General features: G+C 29.4%; 17 protein-coding genes. 2 read left to right on the forward strand and 15 right to left on the reverse strand.

The annotated features are described in order from the left end of the window. Positions 1 to 7: 7 nt before the first annotated feature. Genes ASO20_RS01095 through ASO20_RS01150 form a run of 13 tightly spaced genes read right to left on the reverse strand, consistent with a single transcriptional unit; the run spans position 8 to position 16,752 of the window. A complete protein-coding gene (locus ASO20_RS01095) occupies positions 8 to 874 on the reverse strand; it encodes a bifunctional 5,10-methylenetetrahydrofolate dehydrogenase/5,10-methenyltetrahydrofolate cyclohydrolase (RefSeq protein ID WP_085056090.1) in 867 nt (288 codons plus the stop codon). Between the two features lie 54 nt (positions 875 to 928). Further along, on the reverse strand, positions 929 to 2,197 hold the full coding sequence (gene purD / locus ASO20_RS01100) for a phosphoribosylamine--glycine ligase (RefSeq protein WP_085056092.1): 1,269 nt from the start codon (positions 2,195 to 2,197) through the stop codon (positions 929 to 931). A gap of 1 nt (position 2,198) precedes the next feature. After that, positions 2,199 to 3,746, reverse strand: coding sequence for a bifunctional phosphoribosylaminoimidazolecarboxamide formyltransferase/IMP cyclohydrolase (gene purH / locus ASO20_RS01105; protein ID WP_085056094.1), 1,548 nt, complete (start codon positions 3,744 to 3,746; stop codon positions 2,199 to 2,201). 23 nt (positions 3,747 to 3,769) lie between these two features. Continuing rightward, positions 3,770 to 4,348, reverse strand: coding sequence for a phosphoribosylglycinamide formyltransferase (gene purN, locus ASO20_RS01110; protein ID WP_085056095.1), 579 nt, complete (start codon positions 4,346 to 4,348; stop codon positions 3,770 to 3,772). Beyond that, positions 4,339 to 5,361, reverse strand: coding sequence for a phosphoribosylformylglycinamidine cyclo-ligase (gene purM / locus ASO20_RS01115; protein WP_085056097.1), 1,023 nt, complete (start codon positions 5,359 to 5,361; stop codon positions 4,339 to 4,341). Before purM ends, purN begins: the two co-directional genes overlap by 10 nt. Further along, positions 5,348 to 6,778 (reverse strand): amidophosphoribosyltransferase, encoded by a 1,431-nt coding sequence (gene purF / locus ASO20_RS01120; RefSeq protein WP_085056098.1) that lies wholly within the window; start codon positions 6,776 to 6,778, stop codon positions 5,348 to 5,350. Before purF ends, purM begins: the two co-directional genes overlap by 14 nt. Then, complete coding sequence (gene purC / locus ASO20_RS01125; protein WP_085056100.1) at positions 6,768 to 7,466, reverse strand: phosphoribosylaminoimidazolesuccinocarboxamide synthase; 699 nt, start codon at positions 7,464 to 7,466, stop codon at positions 6,768 to 6,770. Before purC ends, purF begins: the two co-directional genes overlap by 11 nt. Then, positions 7,466 to 11,167: a phosphoribosylformylglycinamidine synthase gene (locus tag ASO20_RS01130; protein ID WP_085056102.1), complete on the reverse strand. Its 3,702-nt coding sequence runs from the start codon at positions 11,165 to 11,167 to the stop codon at positions 7,466 to 7,468. The genes purC and ASO20_RS01130 overlap by 1 nt, the downstream gene beginning before the upstream one ends. A 1-nt stretch (position 11,168) precedes the next feature. Beyond that, on the reverse strand, positions 11,169 to 12,287 hold the full coding sequence (locus tag ASO20_RS01135) for an ATP-grasp domain-containing protein (RefSeq protein WP_085056103.1): 1,119 nt from the start codon (positions 12,285 to 12,287) through the stop codon (positions 11,169 to 11,171). Positions 12,288 to 12,291: 4 nt separating this feature from the next. After that, the gene (purE, locus tag ASO20_RS01140) at positions 12,292 to 12,783 is read right to left on the reverse strand and encodes a 5-(carboxyamino)imidazole ribonucleotide mutase (RefSeq protein ID WP_085056104.1); all 492 of its coding nucleotides are present in this window, start codon (positions 12,781 to 12,783) and stop codon (positions 12,292 to 12,294) included. A gap of 1 nt (position 12,784) precedes the next feature. After that, positions 12,785 to 14,071: an adenylosuccinate lyase gene (gene purB, locus ASO20_RS03025; RefSeq protein WP_157061696.1), complete on the reverse strand. Its 1,287-nt coding sequence runs from the start codon at positions 14,069 to 14,071 to the stop codon at positions 12,785 to 12,787. Between the two features lie 3 nt (positions 14,072 to 14,074). Further along, entirely contained in the window at positions 14,075 to 15,358 is a 1,284-nt protein-coding gene (locus tag ASO20_RS03030; protein ID WP_157061697.1) for an adenylosuccinate synthase, read from the reverse strand. Positions 15,359 to 15,366: 8 nt separating this feature from the next. Next, positions 15,367 to 16,752 (reverse strand): potassium transporter TrkG, encoded by a 1,386-nt coding sequence (locus ASO20_RS01150; RefSeq protein ID WP_232297044.1) that lies wholly within the window; start codon positions 16,750 to 16,752, stop codon positions 15,367 to 15,369. On the opposite strand from ASO20_RS01150, the gene ASO20_RS03080 reads away from it, so the two are divergent. Beyond that, a complete protein-coding gene (locus ASO20_RS03080; RefSeq protein ID WP_232297058.1) occupies positions 16,634 to 16,879 on the forward strand; it encodes a hypothetical protein in 246 nt (81 codons plus the stop codon). The two genes, ASO20_RS01150 and ASO20_RS03080, sit on opposite strands and share 119 nt — an antisense overlap. Before the next feature lie 211 nt (positions 16,880 to 17,090). Next, positions 17,091 to 17,756 carry a potassium channel family protein gene (locus tag ASO20_RS01155; protein ID WP_085056108.1) on the forward strand — a complete coding sequence of 222 codons (666 nt, stop codon included), beginning with the start codon at positions 17,091 to 17,093 and terminating at the stop codon, positions 17,754 to 17,756. Here the strand turns inward: ASO20_RS01155 and gatB are convergent, their stop codons facing one another. Together gatB and ASO20_RS01165 are read right to left on the reverse strand one after the other, a co-directional pair. Then, the gene (gatB, locus tag ASO20_RS01160; RefSeq protein WP_085056109.1) at positions 17,757 to 19,505 is read right to left on the reverse strand and encodes an Asp-tRNA(Asn)/Glu-tRNA(Gln) amidotransferase subunit GatB; all 1,749 of its coding nucleotides are present in this window, start codon (positions 19,503 to 19,505) and stop codon (positions 17,757 to 17,759) included. Positions 19,506 to 19,507: 2 nt separating this feature from the next. After that, complete coding sequence (locus ASO20_RS01165) at positions 19,508 to 21,046, reverse strand: amidase family protein (RefSeq protein ID WP_085056111.1); 1,539 nt, start codon at positions 21,044 to 21,046, stop codon at positions 19,508 to 19,510. Between the last annotated feature and the right edge of the window lies 1 nt (position 21,047).

Raw genomic sequence — 21,047 nt, forward strand, 5'->3', positions numbered from 1 at the left:
ATTTTCCTTAATCAATAATTTTAATGGCATATTTCTTATAGACTTGCAGTTGATTATACATCAGCATTGCTACAGTCATAGGTCCGACTCCCCCAGGCACTGGAGTGATCCATGAGGCCTTTTTTGACACTTCATCAAAATCAAAATCGCCCGACAGTTTTCCTTTTTCGTTTTGAGAAATTCCTACATCTATGCAAATTGCCCCATCTTTAATCATATCGGCAGTTATAGATTTAGGTCTTCCTGTTGCAGAAATAACTATATCACCTAGTTTTGTAAAATACTTTAAATCACTTATGTATCGATGCGTTATCGTAATGACTGCTTTTTCGTTTAACAACATTAGCGCCATCGGTCTTCCCACTATTTGACTTCTACCAATAATAACAGCGTGTTTTCCTTCGCATGAAATATTATATTCATCTAGTAATTTCATAATTCCAAATGGTGTACATGCTTGAACATCAGCATTATCTTGTGCTAATCTTCCCATGTTCAAAGGATTAAAACCGTCGACATCTTTTTGATAAGAAATTTTTAACATAATATCACGTTTGCGAATTGGTTTAGGTAGAGGAAATTGAACTAGAATTCCGTGAATACTTGGATTATTATTTAATTCGTCTATTTTAATGTCTAATTCTTCTTCTGTAATGTTTTCATCTAATCTGATAATTTCTGAATCAATTCCACAATATTCGCATGCCTTAATTTTGTGTGTAACATATTTTTGGCTTGAATAATTATTACCAACCATAAGAACAACTAATTTAGGTTTACTAAATCCTTTTTCTATTAAAGTGATGATTTCTTGTTTGATTTGGTCTTTTATTTTCTTAGCTAAAGATGAACCATCTAGTATTTTTGCTGCCATAAGTCATCCTTTAAAACAAACTATTTTTATTATACAAGTTGAAAGAAATTATTTTTAAAAATTTTTCCTACCAATGTCTGTACGATAATGAAATTCATTCCCAACAGAGTTTTCAATTTTGTCATAAATATTTTTGTAAATAACTCGAAATGGTTTTTTTGATTTATGAATAATCATTGCTATTCTTCCACCATTAGCTAATCATTCGTCATTAACCCGTTTAGCACCCATAATAATTAATTCTTTTTCATCAAATTTTCTCAATGAACTAACATCAAAATCTTTTTTATATTGTTCTGGATATCCAGGAGCTGCCAAAACAACACCTAAAACGTTATCCTTACTAAATTTTAATTTCAAAGGTTTATTGCTAAAATAATTGTCAAATACTTCTACTAAATCATTTTTAAGAAGTTCCATTATTCCTTCAGTTTCTGGATCACCAAAACGAACATTGTATTCAATTACTTTTTGTTCACCATGACTATCTTTCATAATTCCTGTAAATAACACTCCATAGTATGGGTTTCCGGTATTTGATAAATGATCTACAAGAGGTTTAACGCATGTATTAATAGCTTTTTCAATATCTTTTTTTGTTAAGTTCTTTGGGTTATTATAAATACCCATTCCTCCCGTATTAGATCCTTTATCATAATTAAAAACACGCTTATGATCACAAATCACTGGCAATGGATAAATTTCTTTGTCACGAACAATTGTAAGAAGTGAATATTCAAACCCTTCTAGAAATTCTTCAATTACCAAAATATTATCTTCACCATATAAATGTTTTTCAAAAATTTGTTTTCCGTATTTTAAAGCTTCATCAATTGAGTTAGTAATCAAAACACCTTTGCCACCGGCTAAATTAGAAGATTTAATAACTAGAGGAAATTTTTTTCAAGTTTTTAAAATATGTTCTAATTCTTTAAGAGAATATGCTTCTAAATATTTTGCAGTCGGGATATTGCATTTATTCATCAAAATTTTTGAAAATGATTTAGAACCTTCTAACTGAGCGCAATATTTATTTGGACCAAAGCATTTAATTCCGTTTTTATTCAAAAAATCAACAATGCCGTTTGCTAATTGTTCTTCTGGCCCCACAACCACAAAATCTACATCGATAGAATTACAGTAATCCAAAATACTGTTTAAATCATTTGCGTTCATTCAGGTTTTTTTATAAACATGTCTTCATAAACTAGAACCTGGTAACGTATGAATGATTGGTTTGTGTTTAGATTTCAAAAATTTTTTTGCAATTGCATGTTCTCTTCCGCCAGAACCTATTATTAAAATATTTTGCTTTTTTTTCATATTAGTGTAAAAAATGTCGCTTTCCTGTTAAATACATAACTAAATCTAGTTGATTACATTTTTCAATAACATCCTTATCTTTAATGCTACCACCAGTTTGCGCAATTGCTACAATAGGATATTGTGAAATTAATTCTATTGAATCTGGCATCGGAAAAAAAGCGTCTGAAGCTAAAACGGCATTTTTTAATATTTCTTTATTACTTTCAAGAGCTAATTTTACTGCTTGAACACGATTAGTTTGACCAACACCGATACCTAATAATTGTCCATTTTGTGCAACACATATTGCATTAGATTTTAGATGCTTACAAATTTTTCAGGCAAAATGTAAATCATTTAATGCGCTTGCATTCTCTCTTTTTGTTACGCAATGCCAATTTTTGAAATCATCTTTTCAATCTGGAAAATCTGAATCTTGATAAAGAACGCCACCATTAATTGATTTAAAAGTGAAAGGTTGGTCGCATTTGATTTCAAAATCAAGAATTAATAATCTTAAATTTTTTTTAGTTTTTAAGATTTCTTCAGCTTCTTTTGTAAAACCTTGCGCAATGATTATTTCCAAAAATATTGTATTTAATTCATTTGCTATCTTAGGAGTTATAATTGTGTTAGTTGCAATAATTCCGCCAAATATTGAAATTTTATCCCCTTCATAACATTTTCTTCAAGCTTTATATTCGTCATCATCTATTCCAACGCCACAAGGATTTGTGTGTTTTAACGCTGTATAGCATTTTTTGCTACTAAAATCTCTCACAATATTTATAGCTGCATTAGCATCATTGATATTGTTATAAGATAATTCTTTTCCGTGAATTTGCTTTGCCTTCAAAATGGTAAATAAATTAAACGCATTGTCTTCATAAACTGCTGCATCTTGATGCGGATTTTCCCCATAACGGAGGGATTGAACTTTTCTCATCGGAATAGCGAAGTTATCTAAATAACTAATATTATTAATTCTCGAAAAATATTGTGCAATTTTAGCATCATAGTAACTTGTATACGCAAATACTTTATTTGCTAAATATTTTCTAGTAGATATGGTCGTTTTACCATATTCAATTATTTCCTTTTTTACGATTTCGTAATCATTTGGATCAAAAATAACTGTGACGTGCTTATGATTTTTTGCTCCACTACGTAACATAGATGGTCCACCTATATCAATATTTTCAACAGCATCCTCGTATTTACAATTTTGATTAGTTATTACATCTTCAAATGGGTATAGGTTAATGACAACAAATTCAATCGGCGAAATATTATTTTTAACAATTGTTTTAACATGTTCTTCAACATCAAGATCTGCCAATAAGCCGCCATGAATTATCGGATGCAATGTTTTAACTCTTCCATCCAAAATTTCTTCTGAATGTGTTAAATCCTTAACTTGAATAACATCTAATCCTTCTTTTTTAAGAAGATTAAAAGTTCCTCCCGTAGAAATAATTTTTATTCCATATGCATTCAAAAATTTTGCGAATTCAACGACTCCATCTTTTTTGCTAACAGAAATTAATGCATATCTTGTTTGTTTCATCATCACCCCTAACATTTACTATTTTAATCCCTTTGCTCGTAATTTTGTAATAACTTCTGGAGGGTTTTTATATATAAAACATGTTCGATTTTATGAATTTCATGAGTAATTTCTTCTAAAGACTTTTCGTAATTTACTTTAATTTTATCTTGAAGAATAATTTTTCCAGTATCAACTCCACCATCAACATAATGAGTTGTTACACCAATATATTCGTCATGATTATCATAAGCTTTTTTAATCGCACCAATTCCTGGATAACTTGGTAATAGTGATGGATGAATATTTATAATTCGATTTTGAAACTTATCAATAAAAGATGTAGACAATATTTTCATAAAGCCTGCCAATAAAATATAATCCACTTCATCATTTACTAATAAATCTATAATACTTTTTTCAGCATCAGTTTTTGATTTGTGTTGGTTATAATCGACCAAATATGATTGAATATTTAATTTTTTTGCCCGTTCCAAGATATAGGCATTCGGTTTATCGCAAATAACCATCACTAATTTATATTGATTTTTATTTTTAATAATATACTCTGCTAGTGCTTGAAAGTTTGAACCATTACCTGAACCAAAAATTGCTATTTTCATAAAATATTAATAGTTTTGTTCCCTGTTATTGTTTCTCCGATTTGACATGCCTTAACGTTATGAAAACTCAAAATTTTTAGCGTTTTTTCTACATCTTTTTTATTTACTACAACAAAAAAACCCATCCCCATGTTGAAAATATTAAACATTTCTTTATGATCAACATTTCCTTCTTTTTCGATAAATTGAAAAATACTAGGAACATTAATTAATTCTTCTTTAATATTTGCTGATATGTTATCTGGAAAACATCTAGGTAAATTTTCAATTATACCGCCTCCCGTGTTGTTTGCTAAACCTAAAACATCAACCTTCTCAATCAAATCCAAAATTGGATTTACATAAATTTTAGTTGGTTCCATTACAATATCCAAAATGCTTCTTCCATTTAGTTGTTCATGATAATGTTCAGGTTTTAAAACCTTGCGAACTAAAGAATAACCATTTGAGTGAATACCAGACGATTCAAGTGCAATAATTATATTCCCTGGTTTGATTTTACTTCCTAAAATTAATTTTTTCTTGTTACATATCCCTGTAGCCATTCCAGCCAAATCTAGGTCACCCGGTTTATACATATCTGACATTTCTGCTGTTTCCCCGCCTAAAAGTGCACAATCAATAGGATCTAAAGACTCAACAATGCTTTTTATAATAATTTCTATTTGATCGGGATTAACTTTGTGTGTGCCAATATAATCTAAAAAAAATAACGGTTTAGCACCGTGGCATATTAAATCATTAACACACATAGCAACCAAATCTTGTCCTATATTTTCTAAACGATTATGATTTAAAGCAATCATCAATTTAGTACCAACACCATCAGTTGAAGATAACAAAATAGGATTTTTAATTTTTAAATGACTAAAATCAAATGCCCCAGCAAACATTCCAATATTATTTTTAAAAACCCCGCGAACTTGTTTTTTTGCTATCTTTTTAATTCGGTTAACAACTTCATAACCAGCTTCGATATCAACACCTGATTTTTTATAACTATTTGTTTTCATTATTTACCTCGTTTTCACAATCATGCAATTTACTTGGATATTTTCCTGAAAAACAAGCAGTACATAAATTACCATTTTTAGTTCAACGGTCTAAGCTTTTTTGCAAGCCATTTAGTGAAATAAATTCTAATGATGTTGCATATTTTAAATTTCTTAAATATTCATCTTTAGATTGAGCGTATAATGCCAATTCTGCTCGTCTTGAAGTATCAACACCATAAAAACATGGTCATTTTATTTCTGGACTTGCAATCCGTATATGGATTTCCTTAGCACCCGCATCATGTATTAATTTAACAATTGATTTCATTGTTGTTCCGCGGACAATTGAATCATCTACTAAAATTACACGTTTATTTTCCAAAACATGTTTATTAGGATTTAGTTTCATCATTACGATGCGTTCACGTTCCTCTTGAGAAGGAGCGATAAAACTTCTTCCGATATATTTATTTTTAACCAAACCAATGTCATAAGGTATTTTAGAATATTGACTATACCCTAAAGCAGCAGATAGAGAGGAATCTGGTACTCCAATTACAATGTCAGCATTAAGGGGGTGTTCTTTAGCTAATTCTCGTCCTGTTTGCACTCTTTTTTCATGAACATTCTTTCCTTCTAAAATTGTATCTGGTCGGGCAAAGTATATATATTCCATTGCACACATATTATTTTTGCATTGCTTAGGTGGAGTATAATATTTGCTACTAATATTGCCGTCATTTGATATTTCTATAATTTCACCTGGTTCAACATCTCTAATGAAATTAGCGCCAACTGCATCCAATGCAACAGTTTCTGAGGCTAAAATATAACCGTCTTTTAATTTTCCTAAAACTAAAGGTCTTAATCCTCATTTGTCTCGACAACCATAAATTTTATTATTTTCAATAACAATAAAACTAAATGCTCCGACTAGTTCTTTTAAGGATTCGTCAATTTTGTCAATTGTTGTTAATTTTTTTGATGTATTTATTAAGTGTCCTAATAATTCTGAATCAGAAAAAGAAAAGAAAATACTTCCGCGTTTTTCTAATTTTTTTTTCAAAGTTGATGCATTAACGATATTACCATTGTGGCACGTAACATATTGTGTATGGTGTAAAGTGAAAACAAATGGTTGAATGTTAATTGTACTTTTCCCACCAAAAGTCGAATATCTAACATGTCCAAGCCCGATATTACCTTTTAGCGATTCCATATCTTCTTTTGAAAAAGAATTAACGATTGAACCTTTTCTCTTAACGATGTTTACCATATTATTATCGATAGTTACCATTCCTGATGCCTCTTGCCCACGATGTTGTAAAGCATGTAAACCTAAATATAAATAATAATTAGCATTGGGTACATTAATAACACCAATAACACCACATTCTTCATTTAGTCCATGAAAACTAGAATCTTTAAATGACATTTTTTAACCTTTCCAAAAATTCTTGGTAACCTTTTACCAAGTCACCTTTTTCTTCGCGATATAAATCTTTATCTAAAGATTCTAAACTTTTCTTATCCACAAGTCTCATACAATCGGGTGTAATTTCGTCAGCCAAAATAATTTGATTTTTATATCATCCTAACTCTATTTTAAAATCTACTAACATAATATCCATTTTGCTAAATAGATTTTTCAAAGCAATATTAACACTCAGCGCTATCTTTTGAATTTGTTTTAAATTTTTTTCAGTAACAATACCTAAACCAATTATTTGTGATTCAGAAATCAATGGATCACCCAATTCATCATTCTTTAAACTAAACTCTACAATTGGTTTCTTAAAAAGAAAATCTTTTTTTACACCTAATCTTTTTACTATACTTCCGCGAGCTTGATTACGAACAATAATTTCAAGAGGAATAATATCAACTTTTTTACAAAGTTGTTCAATTTCACTTAAATTCTTGATAAAGTGCGTTCTTATTCCTTTGTTTGCCAAATACTGAAACAAAATTGTTGTTATTTCGCAATTCAAAATACCTTTTAAATTAAATTGATTTTTTTTCAGGGAATTAAATGCCGTAACGTTATTAGTGTGCTCAATAACAACATTATTTTCGTCGTATTTGTAAACTTTTTTAGCTTTTCCTGTGTAAATTAGCTCCATTAGTGTTTACCTCTTTTTGTAGATTTTTTGTAACCTACTATATATTTAACACCATTTTTAAATACATTAGTAGGTGTGTTAATAGATAGATTTTGAAATAAATCGGAAGCAATTCTTTCTGGATGGCCCATTCTGCCTAAAATTAATCCATCAGAGGAAACAATTCCTTCGATTGCCCCAATTGAACCAGAATAATTATAAGTTTCTCCAGGAAATTTCTCTCCTTCGTCTCAGTAAATTGAAAAAATTTGCCCTGAATGTAGGTACTTTGTTAATTGTTCTTTACTTAACACAAATCTTCCTTCTCCATTAGAAATGGGAACGTCGTTAATAGTATGAAGATTTTCATAACGTAATCAGGGAGAAGCGTTGGAAATGACTCTCGTTGTAACAATCGATGAGGCGTGGCGGCCTATAGTATTGTAAGTTAATGTTGGACTATCACTTTTTTTCATAAAATTTCCTTGAGGTAATAACCCCGCTTCGACTAAGGCTTGAAAACCATTACAAATACCTATAATTAGTTTTTTAGCTTTTAAATGCTCATGAATAACTTTTGCAATTTTTGGAAGACGTAAAATATTAGCAATAAATTTTCCACTACCATCTGGTTCATCTGCTGCACTAAATCCACCTGGAATAGCAAAAATGTCGCATTTTGCAATTTTTTTTGCTAACTCATCAATTGATTTTTCAATGCTTTTTCGATTAAGATTGGTAAAAATAAATAATTCAGTTTTAGCTCCTTCATTTTCAAAGGCTTTTTGTAAATCATATTCGCAATTTGTTCCCGGAAAAATTGGAATAAGAACATGACATTTCTTTTTATTAAGAGGGTCAACATCTTTGATATTATAGTACATTGGTTTTTTAACTTGTTCAATTTGATTTGGTCATGCTGAATAAATTTTTAAATATTCTTTTATTTGTGGAAGTTCTGGAGCATTTTTCATATCTAAAACAAGTTTGTTATCAATTATCACAATTGACGAGTGAATTGTATTTCCGATATGTCTTAAAAGCGGGTGGTCAACCTCTACTGAACTTTCAATAATAAATGAACCTGGTTGAACTTGATTTAAATCTTCTGAAAATAAATTTAGACCCAGCATATTCCCGATTGCTGCACTCATTAATGTTTCGTAAATTCTACGATTTGAATTAACTATAATTGAGTTAACATTTTCATCTTTTAAAAGAACTCCGATTAATTCATAAATTTCCTTTAATTTGTCATAGTCTGGAATTTTTAAATTATCTAATGGTAATTTAATAAAATAAATAAAACTATCGCTTTGTACAAAATGCGATGGTTTCACTTTCACTAATTCTTCGACAGTGAAACCAAAACTAATAATCGTTGGTACTACGTCAATTTTCTCAAAAGAACCTGACATCGAATCTTTCCCACCAATTGATGCCAAATTCAGAGCTTTCATTGATTTATATGCTCCAAGTAGTGCTAAAAATGGCTGAGCTCATTTTTCTGGTGATGTTAATCGGCAAAAATATTCCTGAAAACTGAATCTAATTTTTTGATATTTACCACCTCTTGCAACGATTTTGGAAACTGATTCAATAACTGAAAAAATTCCTGCGTGATATGATGAGTGATTAGCAATTGCTGGGGAAAAACCTACCCCAACAATTGCTTTAAAATTATGCTCTTCATTATCCAAAGGAATTTTGGCAACTAATGTATTTGTTTTTGACAGTAAATGTTTCCCAGCATATGGACTCATAACTGTTGTTCGCCCAATTGAACTATCGAAATATTCAATCATTCCTTTTTGAACACAAAGATTTAAATCTTTATTCATCTCACTACCATCTCAAACATCTGCGCAGTCGACTATATTTGGCACGCCCAAACCACAAATTTTAACTTGTGTTGTTTTTTTTGCTCCGTTAGTTTTTAAAAAACTACGATCAATATTCACAATGATGTCATTTTTATATTTTGCTACTAGTTTTTCATCAGCGGTAACTTTACCAACAACATATGCTTCCAAATTTTCTTTGTTACAAATATTAATAAATTTCTTAACATTTTCTGGATCAACTACAACAGCCATTCTCTCTTGCGACTCGCTAAAAAGTATTTGATAAGGATTAATTCCTTTATATTTGATTAAAAATTTATCTAGGTAAATTTCAACACCATCGCTAATTTCGCCAATGGCAACACTAGCCCCACCAGCGCCAAAATCATTACATTTTTTGATTAATTGCGAAAATTTATAATTTTTACGAAATAATCTTTGCATATTTCGTTGAATAATTGCATTACCTTTTTGGACTTCACTTGCAATGTTTTTTGATAAATCTTTTTTATGACTCTTACTACTTCCACTAGCTCCACCAATGCCATCTATACCAGTTCTTCCTCCAAATAATATAATTACATCGCCAGGTTGTGGTTCTTTTTTATTTAAATTATTTTCTGGTGCTACCCCTAAAACTGCTCCACACTCTAGATGTTTAGCGACATAACTTGGATCATAAAATTCTTCAACAAGTAAACACGGCATTCCGATTTGATTTCCATATGAACTAAAACCGCGTGTTGCTTGTTTTGAAATTTTTCGTTGTGGTAATTTTCCTTCTAAAGTATTTTCCACTTTTTCTAAAATATTCCCGCAACCAGAAATTCTTATGCCGGCAAATGCATATGCACGATTTGCCAAAATATCACGAATTGCTCCTCCTAAACAAGTTGACGCTCCACCGAATGGTTCAATTTCAGTTGGATGATTATGAGTTTCGTTTTTAAAATTAAAATAGTAATTTTTTTTGTTTGCCTCGAATTTTATCGAACACGCATTAATTTCATCTGATTCTTCTAAATCATTTAAATTTCCACGATATTTCTCTAAGCGAGCATTAATAGTAGCCATTTCCATTAAAGTTAATGGTTTTTTGTCCAATTTTAGCATTTTTCTTGTAGCATTATAGTCAGTAATTGTATTTTTTATTTCTTCATCGATAACGTCATAACAAATTAATTCAACATCCGTAATCTCAGTTGAAAAGGTAGTATGACGGCAATGATCACTTCAATATATATCAAATAAAGTTAATTCACTAAAATTAGGATTTCGATCAATTGATTTAAAATATTTTTGAATCTCTACTAAATCATCTTTATCAAGCGATAATCCCAACTCTATAACAAGTTCATTAAGTTCATTAATTGATAGCAAGTTAAAATTGCTAACTTCTTTGTTTTCAAAAGGTGTAATTGTAAATTCTGGTTTTTCAAATATAAATAATTCTTTTAATCTAGATTCAATAGGGTTAATAATATAATTGGAAATCTTATTAAATTCATTGTCACTCAATTTCTCGTTAAAAACCAATAAAGTTCCTGTGAAAATTTCAATATCCTTGTTTGGAAAATTTAATTTACAAATTTTTTCAGCGTTATCTTTTCGGATATCAAATTGTAAAGGAAGTGGCTCATAAGATAGAAATTTTTGATCTTTTAAATCAATATCTGTAATGAAGGAATCTGTGTTTACCTTTGCAAGTATATTTTCCATAATAAAATTTTCTTCATCTTTAGTAGCGTTAAAAATATCGTATACATTATAATATTCGATTGATTCGAGAGTTTCAATATTTAAGTCATTTTGGAATTCAGAGAAAAGCGACTTTTCTTCCATATTAAAACCATTTTTTCGTTTTACAAAATATCTCATATTACCCCTCTTTATCTAAAATTGATTTAATTTTATCAATTATTTCAACTTCGCTTTCAAGAATATTAATGTGTGCCATTTTGCGATTATATTTCGTTTCTTCTTTGAAATAATCAACAAAATCTAAATTTCTATTTAGTGGATAATTTTCCATTAGTTGCTTAATTTTTACATAATGTTGACCAAGCACATTGAACATAACAGCCTTGTGTTCAAAGACCTGTTTAGGTAGAGATTTATTTAATAAGATGTATGAAATAAAATCGAATTGAGAATATCGCATTGATAGCATTGTGTGATGACCAGAGTTATGCACTCTTGGAGCCAATTCATTTGCGATTAAATTTCCTTTTTTATCCAAGAAAAATTCAATCGATAGTATGCCAGAATTAGGTAATTTGTTGGTAATTTTCTTAAAATAATTTTTCAATTTATTATTAACTACTTCATCTAAAAATGGTTTTGAGGAATATAGAATTCCATTTTTATGAGTATTTTCATTTATAGCACAAATTTGTATCTTTTGGTTGTAATAAACACCTATTACCGATATTTCCTTAACATAATCAACAAATTCTTCTAAAATACATTCTGATGTTTCAACTAATTTAATAGCTTTTTCAATAGCATTAATGTCATCTTTATTTTTTATTACAACTTGCCCTTTTCCGTCGTAGCCAAGTTGCGTTGTTTTCAAAATACACGGATAAGATGTCATATTTAAATAAATTTTCAAATTAGTTGAATTGTTTATAATGTGAAATCCGGCTGTTTTAATGTTCAAATTGCGGAATAAATTTTTTTCAAGAATACGGTTTTGCGAAATCATAAGTGGTGTTGTTGTTTGAAGACACTTTGGGTTTTTCTGATTAATTATCTCTAACGAATTAATTGGAATATTTTCGAATTCATAACTTACTATATCTGATTTAGAAAAAAGTTCAGATAGTTTTTTTTCATCACCGTATTGTCCAACAATTATTTCATCAGCATAAAAAGAAGCACTACATTTTTTATTAGGGTCTAAAATTATAACGTGCGTCTTATTATCTAAATATTTTAACGATAATGTCATTAGCATTGCTAATTGCCCGCCACCAATAATTCCAACTCTCTTCACTAAATTACCTCTTATTTTTTAATTCTTTATTGCTATTAAAAACATTTTCTTTCATGTTCTCTTTATAACTTTTAAGTTTATTTAAAAGAGTATTATCAAATAAACTTAAAATTTTGCATGCAAATAAAGCGGCATTGGCGGAATTATTCACACCCATTGTTGCAACCGGAGTTCCTTTTGGCATTTGAACTATTGACATAACAGCATCAACGCCTTGAAATTTATCACTAAATATTGGAACACCTATAACCGGTAATATAGTTAGTGATGCTACCATTCCTGGCAAATGAGCACTTCCGCCTGCTCCAGCAATAATAATATCATAGTGATTATGTGCATTTTTCGCGAAATCATACATTCATTCTGGTGTACGGTGAGCCGACACAACTTCTACATCATAATTAACACCCATTTGATCAAAAATTTTTGTGGCATCTTCCATTCCGAAAAAATCGTTTTTTGAACCCATAATGATTGCTATTTTATTTTTTAACATATTAAGCAATTCCTAATCTTTTATAAACAACAGGGATGTTGTCTAAAAATGCGGATAAAGAAAAACAGGTTGATAATTCTGCTTGTGATAGTGGGATATTATTATCTAGCAATAATTGTTTAAAATCTAATTTATTTTTATAAGCTTTCATAGCAATTGGTTGGATGAAGTCGTATGCTTGTTCTCTTGATCAACCCTTGTCAATTAGTTTTAACATAATTTTTTGGGAAAAAATCACTGAACTTGACATAAAAATATTTTCAAGCATTCTAGACTCGTTAACAACTAAGTTAGATAAAATGCTCTTAGTTCTTCTAATAGCGTAATGTAATACTGTTGTAGCATCAGGAATGATAACGCGCTCATTTGATGAATGGGAAATATCTCTCTCGTGTCATAGTGCAACGTTTTCAAATATTGTTACCATGTAACCACGAATCAAACGAGCAATTCCACAAATATTTTCAGAACCAATTGGATTACGTTTGTGTGGCATAGCTGATGAACCCTTTTGTCCTTCACTAAATCCTTCCTCGCATTCCCCAACTTCTGTTCTTTGGAGATGACGAATTTCAGTACATATAGTTTCTAAAGTAGATGCTATTAATGCTAATGAAGCTAAATATTGTGCATGACGATCTCTTGCTAAAACTTGAGATGAAATTTTCGAAGAACTTAAATGTAATTCTTCACAAACAAATTCCTGAATTTTTGGATCGATGTTAGCGTAATTACCTACTGCACCCGACACCATTCCTGTTTCAATAATTGAGCGAGAAGTTAAAAATGATTTAAATGCGCGCATCAACATATCGTATCAACCTGCAAATTTATAACCAAAACTAGTTATTTCAGCATGCATTCCATGTGTTCTACCTATACATGGTGTCAATTGATATTTAATTGCCATTTTTTTGATGACTTCTAATAATTCTCATAATTCCTTATGTATAAATTCATTTGCTTGCTTGATTAGACAAGAATTAGCTGTATCGACAAGATCAGATGAAGTCATTCCATAATGAATTCACTTTTTTTCCGGTCCTAAAGATTCACTTACACTTCGCGTGAAGGCAATAACATCGTGCTTTACAACCTCTTCTAATTCAGCCATTAGTTTTAAATCAAATTTTGCTTTTTTACAAATTAAGTCGTAATCGTGTTGTGGAATTTCTCCCTTTTCCACAAATGCTTTAACAACTAAAATTTCAATTTTTAATCATCAACTAAATTTATTTTCTTCACTTCAAACTTGTTCCATTTCAGGCGTAGAATAGCGCTTAATCATATATTATCACTCCTTATTTACAAGAATAGTTTGTTCCCTACTTGGTCCACATGAAACTAAAGCTAATTCACAATTTAATTGTTCTGCAATGTATTCTAAATATGTTCTACAATTTTTTGGTAAATCTTTATATTTACGAACAGTTGTTAATTCATCATCTCATCCTGCAAAAGTCTTATAAACTGGTTGACATTTTTCTAAAATTTTTAAGTCTGCTGGGAAGTCGTTAATAACGACACCATCAAGTGTGTAGTGTGTACAAATCTTAATATTTTTAATACCACTTAGTACATCTATTAGTGCAACTGATAATAAATTAACACCACTAACTCTTTGAGAATGTCTTAAAACAACTAAATCTAGTCATCCTATTCTTCTTGGTCGTTTTGTCACTGTTCCATACTCGTGACCTTTTTCACGAATAGTATCTCCTATTTCTGAAATTTCTTCAGTTAAAAATGAACCTTCACCCACTCTTGTGGCATAAGCTTTAATAACACCTAAAGTGTTATTGATGTTATGATAATCAATTCCGTTACCCAACGCGATTGAAGCAGCGGTTGGTGATGATGATGTAACGTATGGATATGTTCCGTGGTCAATACACAGCATAACTCCTTGAGCACCTTCAAACAACGCATTTTTTTCTTGCTTAAAATTTTTCTCCAAGTATGCTCCAGTGTTGTCAACATATTTTTGTATTTTCTTACCTTGCTCAAAATATTTATCAACAATTGGTTCAACTTCGAAGGTTTCTTTTCCAAATGCCTTTAAAATTTGGTTTTTTATTTTCAAAGCAAAAGTTATTTTCTTTTCTAACTTCACTTTGTCGAATAAATCGTGAACGCGAATTCCAATACGACTGATTTTATCTTCATAACATGGTCCAATACCACGTTTAGTCGTTCCTACTTTTTCGGCACCCTTTATTTCTTCATATAATTCATCCATTGCAATGTGATATGGCATTACTAAATGAGCTCGATCTGATATTTTTAGTTTTGTTCCATTGTTTAAATTTTCTAAAATCTCGATTTCATAGGCTAGAGTGTCTAAATTAACAACAACACCATTACCTAGGATAACTGTTTTATTGCTGTGTAGAATTCCAGAAGGTAATAAACGTAGTTTATATTTAACATTGTTTACAACAATTGTGTGACCAGCATTGTCACCACCTTGAGAACGGACAATATTATCAAAACTATCAGTTAAATAATCGATAATTTTACCCTTACCTTCATCTCCTCATAACATTCCAACGACACATAAATTTTGCTTTTTCATATACTACATTATCCTATCATTAAACGTTCTTCTGCGAAACTATATTGTGAAGTTGGTTTTAAAGATTTTCTACCAACTAAAATAGTTCCAGAAATTGTTAACTGTCCAATAAACATTAAAAAGATTAATCCTATACGTGAAAATACCGATAACCCGTCTTCGGATGACAATCCAGACGATAAACCGGTCGTTCCAAATGCACTACATGCTTCAAAAAACGAATCTAGAAAAGTGTAATGATATCCATTAGGAACAGTAGTCTGTCGTTGTGTTTCGACTGCTGTTATATCTGACGTCAAAAATAACGAAACAAAAAGAATTAAAACTAGCGATAAACTTGTCACGGCAATTGATTTAATTACTGAGGAATTTGAAATTGTTCGCTGATAAATTGTAATTTTTGATGATTGTCTTCAATATGAAGAAATTGTTAATAACATAATTGCAAAGGTTGTTAGACGGATTCCTCCACCTGTTGAACATGGCGAAGCTCCTATTCACATATTTAAAGCTAAAATAATTTTTGTTCCTGGCATGAAACGTTGAGGGGAAATGTTTTGAAAACCGGCATTTCTTGCACTAATTAATGAAAAAAATACAAAGAAAAATTTATCTGTTGTAGAAAAATTAGGATCGTGGAAAATATCTCGAACTTGAACTCCTTGATTTGGAATATCTCCTCCACGAAATGCTGGGTTATTCATTCAATCACTATCAACTGTAAAAGTATAATTATTTGGCGCTGTCACTTCTATTATAAAAATAGCAGCTAAACTAAAAACTAGTAATCCTAAGTAAAATGATGTAGTTACCTTTGTAAATAAAGAAAAGATATGAATTTCTCCTCTTTTTCTAGCATGATATTTTTCATATAAATCCAAATAAACTGGAAATCCTATTCCACCAATAAAGATTAAAATAATAAAACAAATAATTAAAAAATAATCTCTATAAAAGGGTTCTAGCGAATAATTACCAAAAACATCCAATCCAGCATTATTAATAGCACTTGTTGATGAAAATATACCAACTCATAATGCATATCAAAAATTATTATGCAATTCTTGGCCACTTGTCATAGATGGTCCCTTTAAATATTCCATTACATATGAATCAAAATGAAAATGAAGTGCTAACGCTATTCCAAATAAAAAGTTAATTCCCAACAAAATAAAAATACTAATAGCAATTAGTTTAACTGATCCACCATTTTTATTTAATCCTTTTTCCTCTGCAATAAAATCAATATCTCCTATTGATAATTTTTTGCGAATAATGAAAAAAATCATAACTTTTATAGCCATAAATCCTAATCCACCAAATATGACTAAAAATCATAATATAAATTCTCCGAAACCATTGAAAGTAACAAACACAGAACTTGTTGAAGTCAACCCTGTGTCTGTAATAGCTGAACAGGAAAAAAACATGGCCTTGATAAATGTAAGACCTGAAAAACCAGATTTTCAAGTAATAGGTGTTGAAAATAAAATAGTTGAAACTAATATTAAAAATATATAAACCAAAAATATTCGTTTGATCGGATTTAAAACAAGTAGATTTTTAATTTTTTCAAAGATGTTTCTCCCATGCAAACTGGTTTTATCGATCTTTTGAATGGATATCTTTTTATTCATACATTAAGCAACTCTATAATCTATTTAATTTTATAATATTATGTAGATGTTAAATTAATATTGTTATTAATTTTTGTAAAATTGGGAGTTTAATCATGACTAATGATTATTGTGTTATTGGATTAGGAAAATTTGGTCGCGGAGTTCTAGAAACATTACTACTTTTAAAAAGAAATGTAATCGCAATTGATTTAGATAAAAATAAAATAAACGAAATTGCTAAAAAAACTAGATTCGCTATTGCTTTAGATGCAACTAATTATGATGCGTTAAATGAAACAGGTGTTGATACTGTTCATACAGTGATTGTCGCTGTTAATGATATCGAATCAAGTATTTTAACATGCGTTAATTTAAAAGAATTAGGTATTAAAAATATTATTGCTAAAGCGATTTCAGATAATCATGAGAAAATATTAAGATCAGTTGGTGTAACGCAAGTTGTTCGACCAGAAATTGAAATTGCAAGACAATTAGCTAAACGTTTTGTTTATGGAATTGATAATAAACTAGATGAATTTGAATCGGAATTTACATTAATTAAATTAAATTTATTAAACTCTCGTTTAGAAGGTAAAAAAATTAAAGATCTAAATATTCGTGATCAATATAATGCAAATATTGTTTACATCAAACATAAAAATAAAATAATGTTCCCAAACCCAGATTCAGTTTTAGAACTTGGTGATGGAATTACATGCGTAGTTAATAATGAAAACGCAAGAGACTTAAAAAACTATATCGAATCTCTTAAAAAATAATTATTTATTTTCTTTTTTAACAAGTTCATTTAATTTATCTTGCAATCTTTGCTTTAAAGATGCGGGATTTATTTTTTCAATGTGTTCTTTATTATTTTTCATTATTTGTCCAAATATCCCATTTATAACTCTATCTGGGCGATTTTTATATTCAGGTAATACTTCGCTTAAATTCATTCTAGAAATGGAGTTATTAATTATTGATTCCTCAAAATTAATAATATTTAATGATTCATTAATAAGAGCATTTTTATCATCTAATATTTCTGGATGACTAGAATTTTCTTTATGATAAGAAGGAGGAAGACCTAACATATTATTTAATTCATCAAATCGATCTTCATTAATCAAACTTATAATTAGTGTAAATCGTTTGTCTATTTCATTTTTTAACAAATCTATATTAGCAAATTTACCATTCTTTTTATCCTCAAACAAATAATCAATATAATCTATATCTCAAATGATATATCTCATGTAATCCTCAAAACGATTAATAATTTTATTTGTATCTAACTCTTTGGTTTCTATTAGTTTTGAACGATAACCTGATAGCCCATTAACAAGGTGTTGATTTAATTTTTGATTAATAAAATTTGTAAAAAATAAATAACGATCGTCAATTTCTTTTTTACAATCGTCAATTTCTTTTTGATTGCTTATTTTATTTTGACAAGATTCCTGAGATATTTCTTTTAATTTAGGTAAAAAAATTATATTGTTGTGGTTTAAAAGAAACTCAAGAGTTTCAATAAAGATTCGAAAATTAGATAATTCTATCATTTCATCAATCTTTTTTCTATCAAAATATTCAAAAACTAAATTAGTTAAAGAAACCAAATGTTTTCTTAATTCGATTTGATTCAATTTATACAAGCCAAACATCGGATCTCTTAAATATTTATAATCTATTTCTGTTTCTTTAAACCTCATAAATTTATTTTTTTGAGTAGATTCGTCAAATCTCTTAGTTTGTTGTCTAATTTTTTTATTACTTTCTAATAAATCAGTCAATTCTTTCACTTCATTATCGATTGCTTTTTTAATATTTGCTAAAGAATTTAAATTTTTAATTTCAATTCTAGTACCCATTTTATCGGAATTTTTTTCACTCACTGAAACGTTTAGGTCGCAACGAAACTGCCCTAACTCAAAACGAGCAAATGATATGTTAGCAAAAATTAGTTTTCTTCTCAATTCCTTAATGTACTCAACAGCTTCATAACTATTGCTAATATCGGGTGAAGAAACTATTTCTAATAATGGATTACCGGCTCTATTATAATCTATCTTCGTATTTTGACCATGATGAATCATACTAGCCGTATCCTCTTCAAGAATTATTTTTGAAATACTAATTCTTTTTTTTATTCCGTTTTCTAATGTAATTTCAAGATTACCGTTTACACCAATGGGATTATAAAATTGCGTGATTTGATAACCTTTTGGCAAATCAGGGTAGAAATAATGTTTTCGATCAAATCTTAATGCGTCTGCTATTTCTGCATTTAAAATTAAGCAAACCATTAATGCTTTTTTAACCGCTTCTTCATTAGGAATAGGCATATACCCTGGATATCCTAAATCTAAGGGGCTAATGGTAGTATTAGGTTTTTTGGGGATAAATTTATTTAATTCTTTGTGAACCAATATTGCCGATAAATTGATAGATGGAGAAAATAATTTTAATAATGTATTTAAAGTACAATGGATCTCAATCCCAATGTTTATTTTGTATTTATTATTCATAATTAATTATTTACCACCATATTTTTATATCCGTTCGAATTCTTTTCATCACATAAACAATCTTCCAAGATTTTTGCAAAAGCTAAACACTTGTGCTCTGAGTATTGGTCTGAATTAATTGAGCAACCTATTGGCATTCCTTCGATAAATCCAATTGGAATGGAAATTGAAGGAGATCCATAAAAATTAGCGAGTAGAAATTGATTATCTCTATGAGAATAAAGTGTATTTATATCATATTTAGCATTTTTAACATCTTCAATCAATTTAGCTGGATTTGTTGAAGGAAGAAAAATAATTTCATACTTTTTAAACAATTCTGACATCTTTCTACATATTAGATTTCGAAATTTCTTAGCATTATCGAAGTATTTACTTTTATTTTCTTCTAATAAAAAATATGCTCCTAAAATTTGTCTTCGAATAATTGATTTCGTAAATTGTGAACGGGTGTTTGTAAGAATTTCTTCTCAATTTTTTCCATTTATTCTTTCACCTAGCGAGATTCCTTGTAGATATGCTTGGCATGAAGTAGCTTCAGCATAAGAAAGAATGTTATATGCCGGCAAAAGAGCATTTAACAAGTCATCACCAAATGGTAGAAAATCAAATTCAAAACCTTTTGTTTTTAATTTTTCAATACATGAATCAAAAATTAATTTGTGCTCCGAAAATTTCTCTAAAGTATCGTACACCTCTTTTAAAATTAAAATTTTTTTAGGTTTGTAAATTTTTTTATATTTTAAATTATGTTTATTTAACAAGTCTTCGTGATTATTTGTAACTAGATTTTTACCAAGTCAATATTCTTCTGAATAATCCAATAAATATTTTTCTTCATCAAAAGAAGTAAAATCTTTTTCGTCATAACCTTTTATGGCATTATAAACGATTGCTGTATCTTCAACCGATCTACTTAAAATTCCAACAGTATCTAAGGATGGAGTATATGGAATAACTCCAAATCGCGAAACTCTATTTCAAGAAGGTTTAAAACCAACAATTCCACAAAGTGAAGCAGGCATTCTAACAGAGTCTCCGGTATCAGTTCCCAAACTAAATTGGCATATGCCAAGCGCCACTGCGGCTGCAGAACCACTAGATGAACCCCCGGATATTCTTTTTTTGTCTCACGGATTTCTAACTTCACCAAAAGGAGATGATAAACCAGTTCCACACATTCCTAATTCATCTAAATTGTTTTTAGCAAATAGAATTCCACCTTGATCTAATAATTTATCTAAACATGTCGCATTGTGCAATGGTTGATATTTAGCTAAAATTTTACAACCAGCTGTAGTATATAAATCGGCAGAATTTATATTATCCTTTGCAGTAAATACTATATTTCAAAGTTTACTTTTCTTAGGAGTGGAAGATTTCATTTTCTCTTTAATTTTCTCTTTATCATTAAAAGAAATAAATAAATTTTCATGCTCATACTTCTCAAAATTTGATCACATTTTATCAAATGCTTTATCATGAGAACGATCTTCTGATATTTTTTTAATTGAATCCATTGTTTTATTTTTTTCATTCATA

The organism is Mycoplasma sp. (ex Biomphalaria glabrata) (assembly GCF_001484045.1).
Lineage (GTDB): Bacteria > Bacillota_I > Bacilli_A > Mycoplasmatales.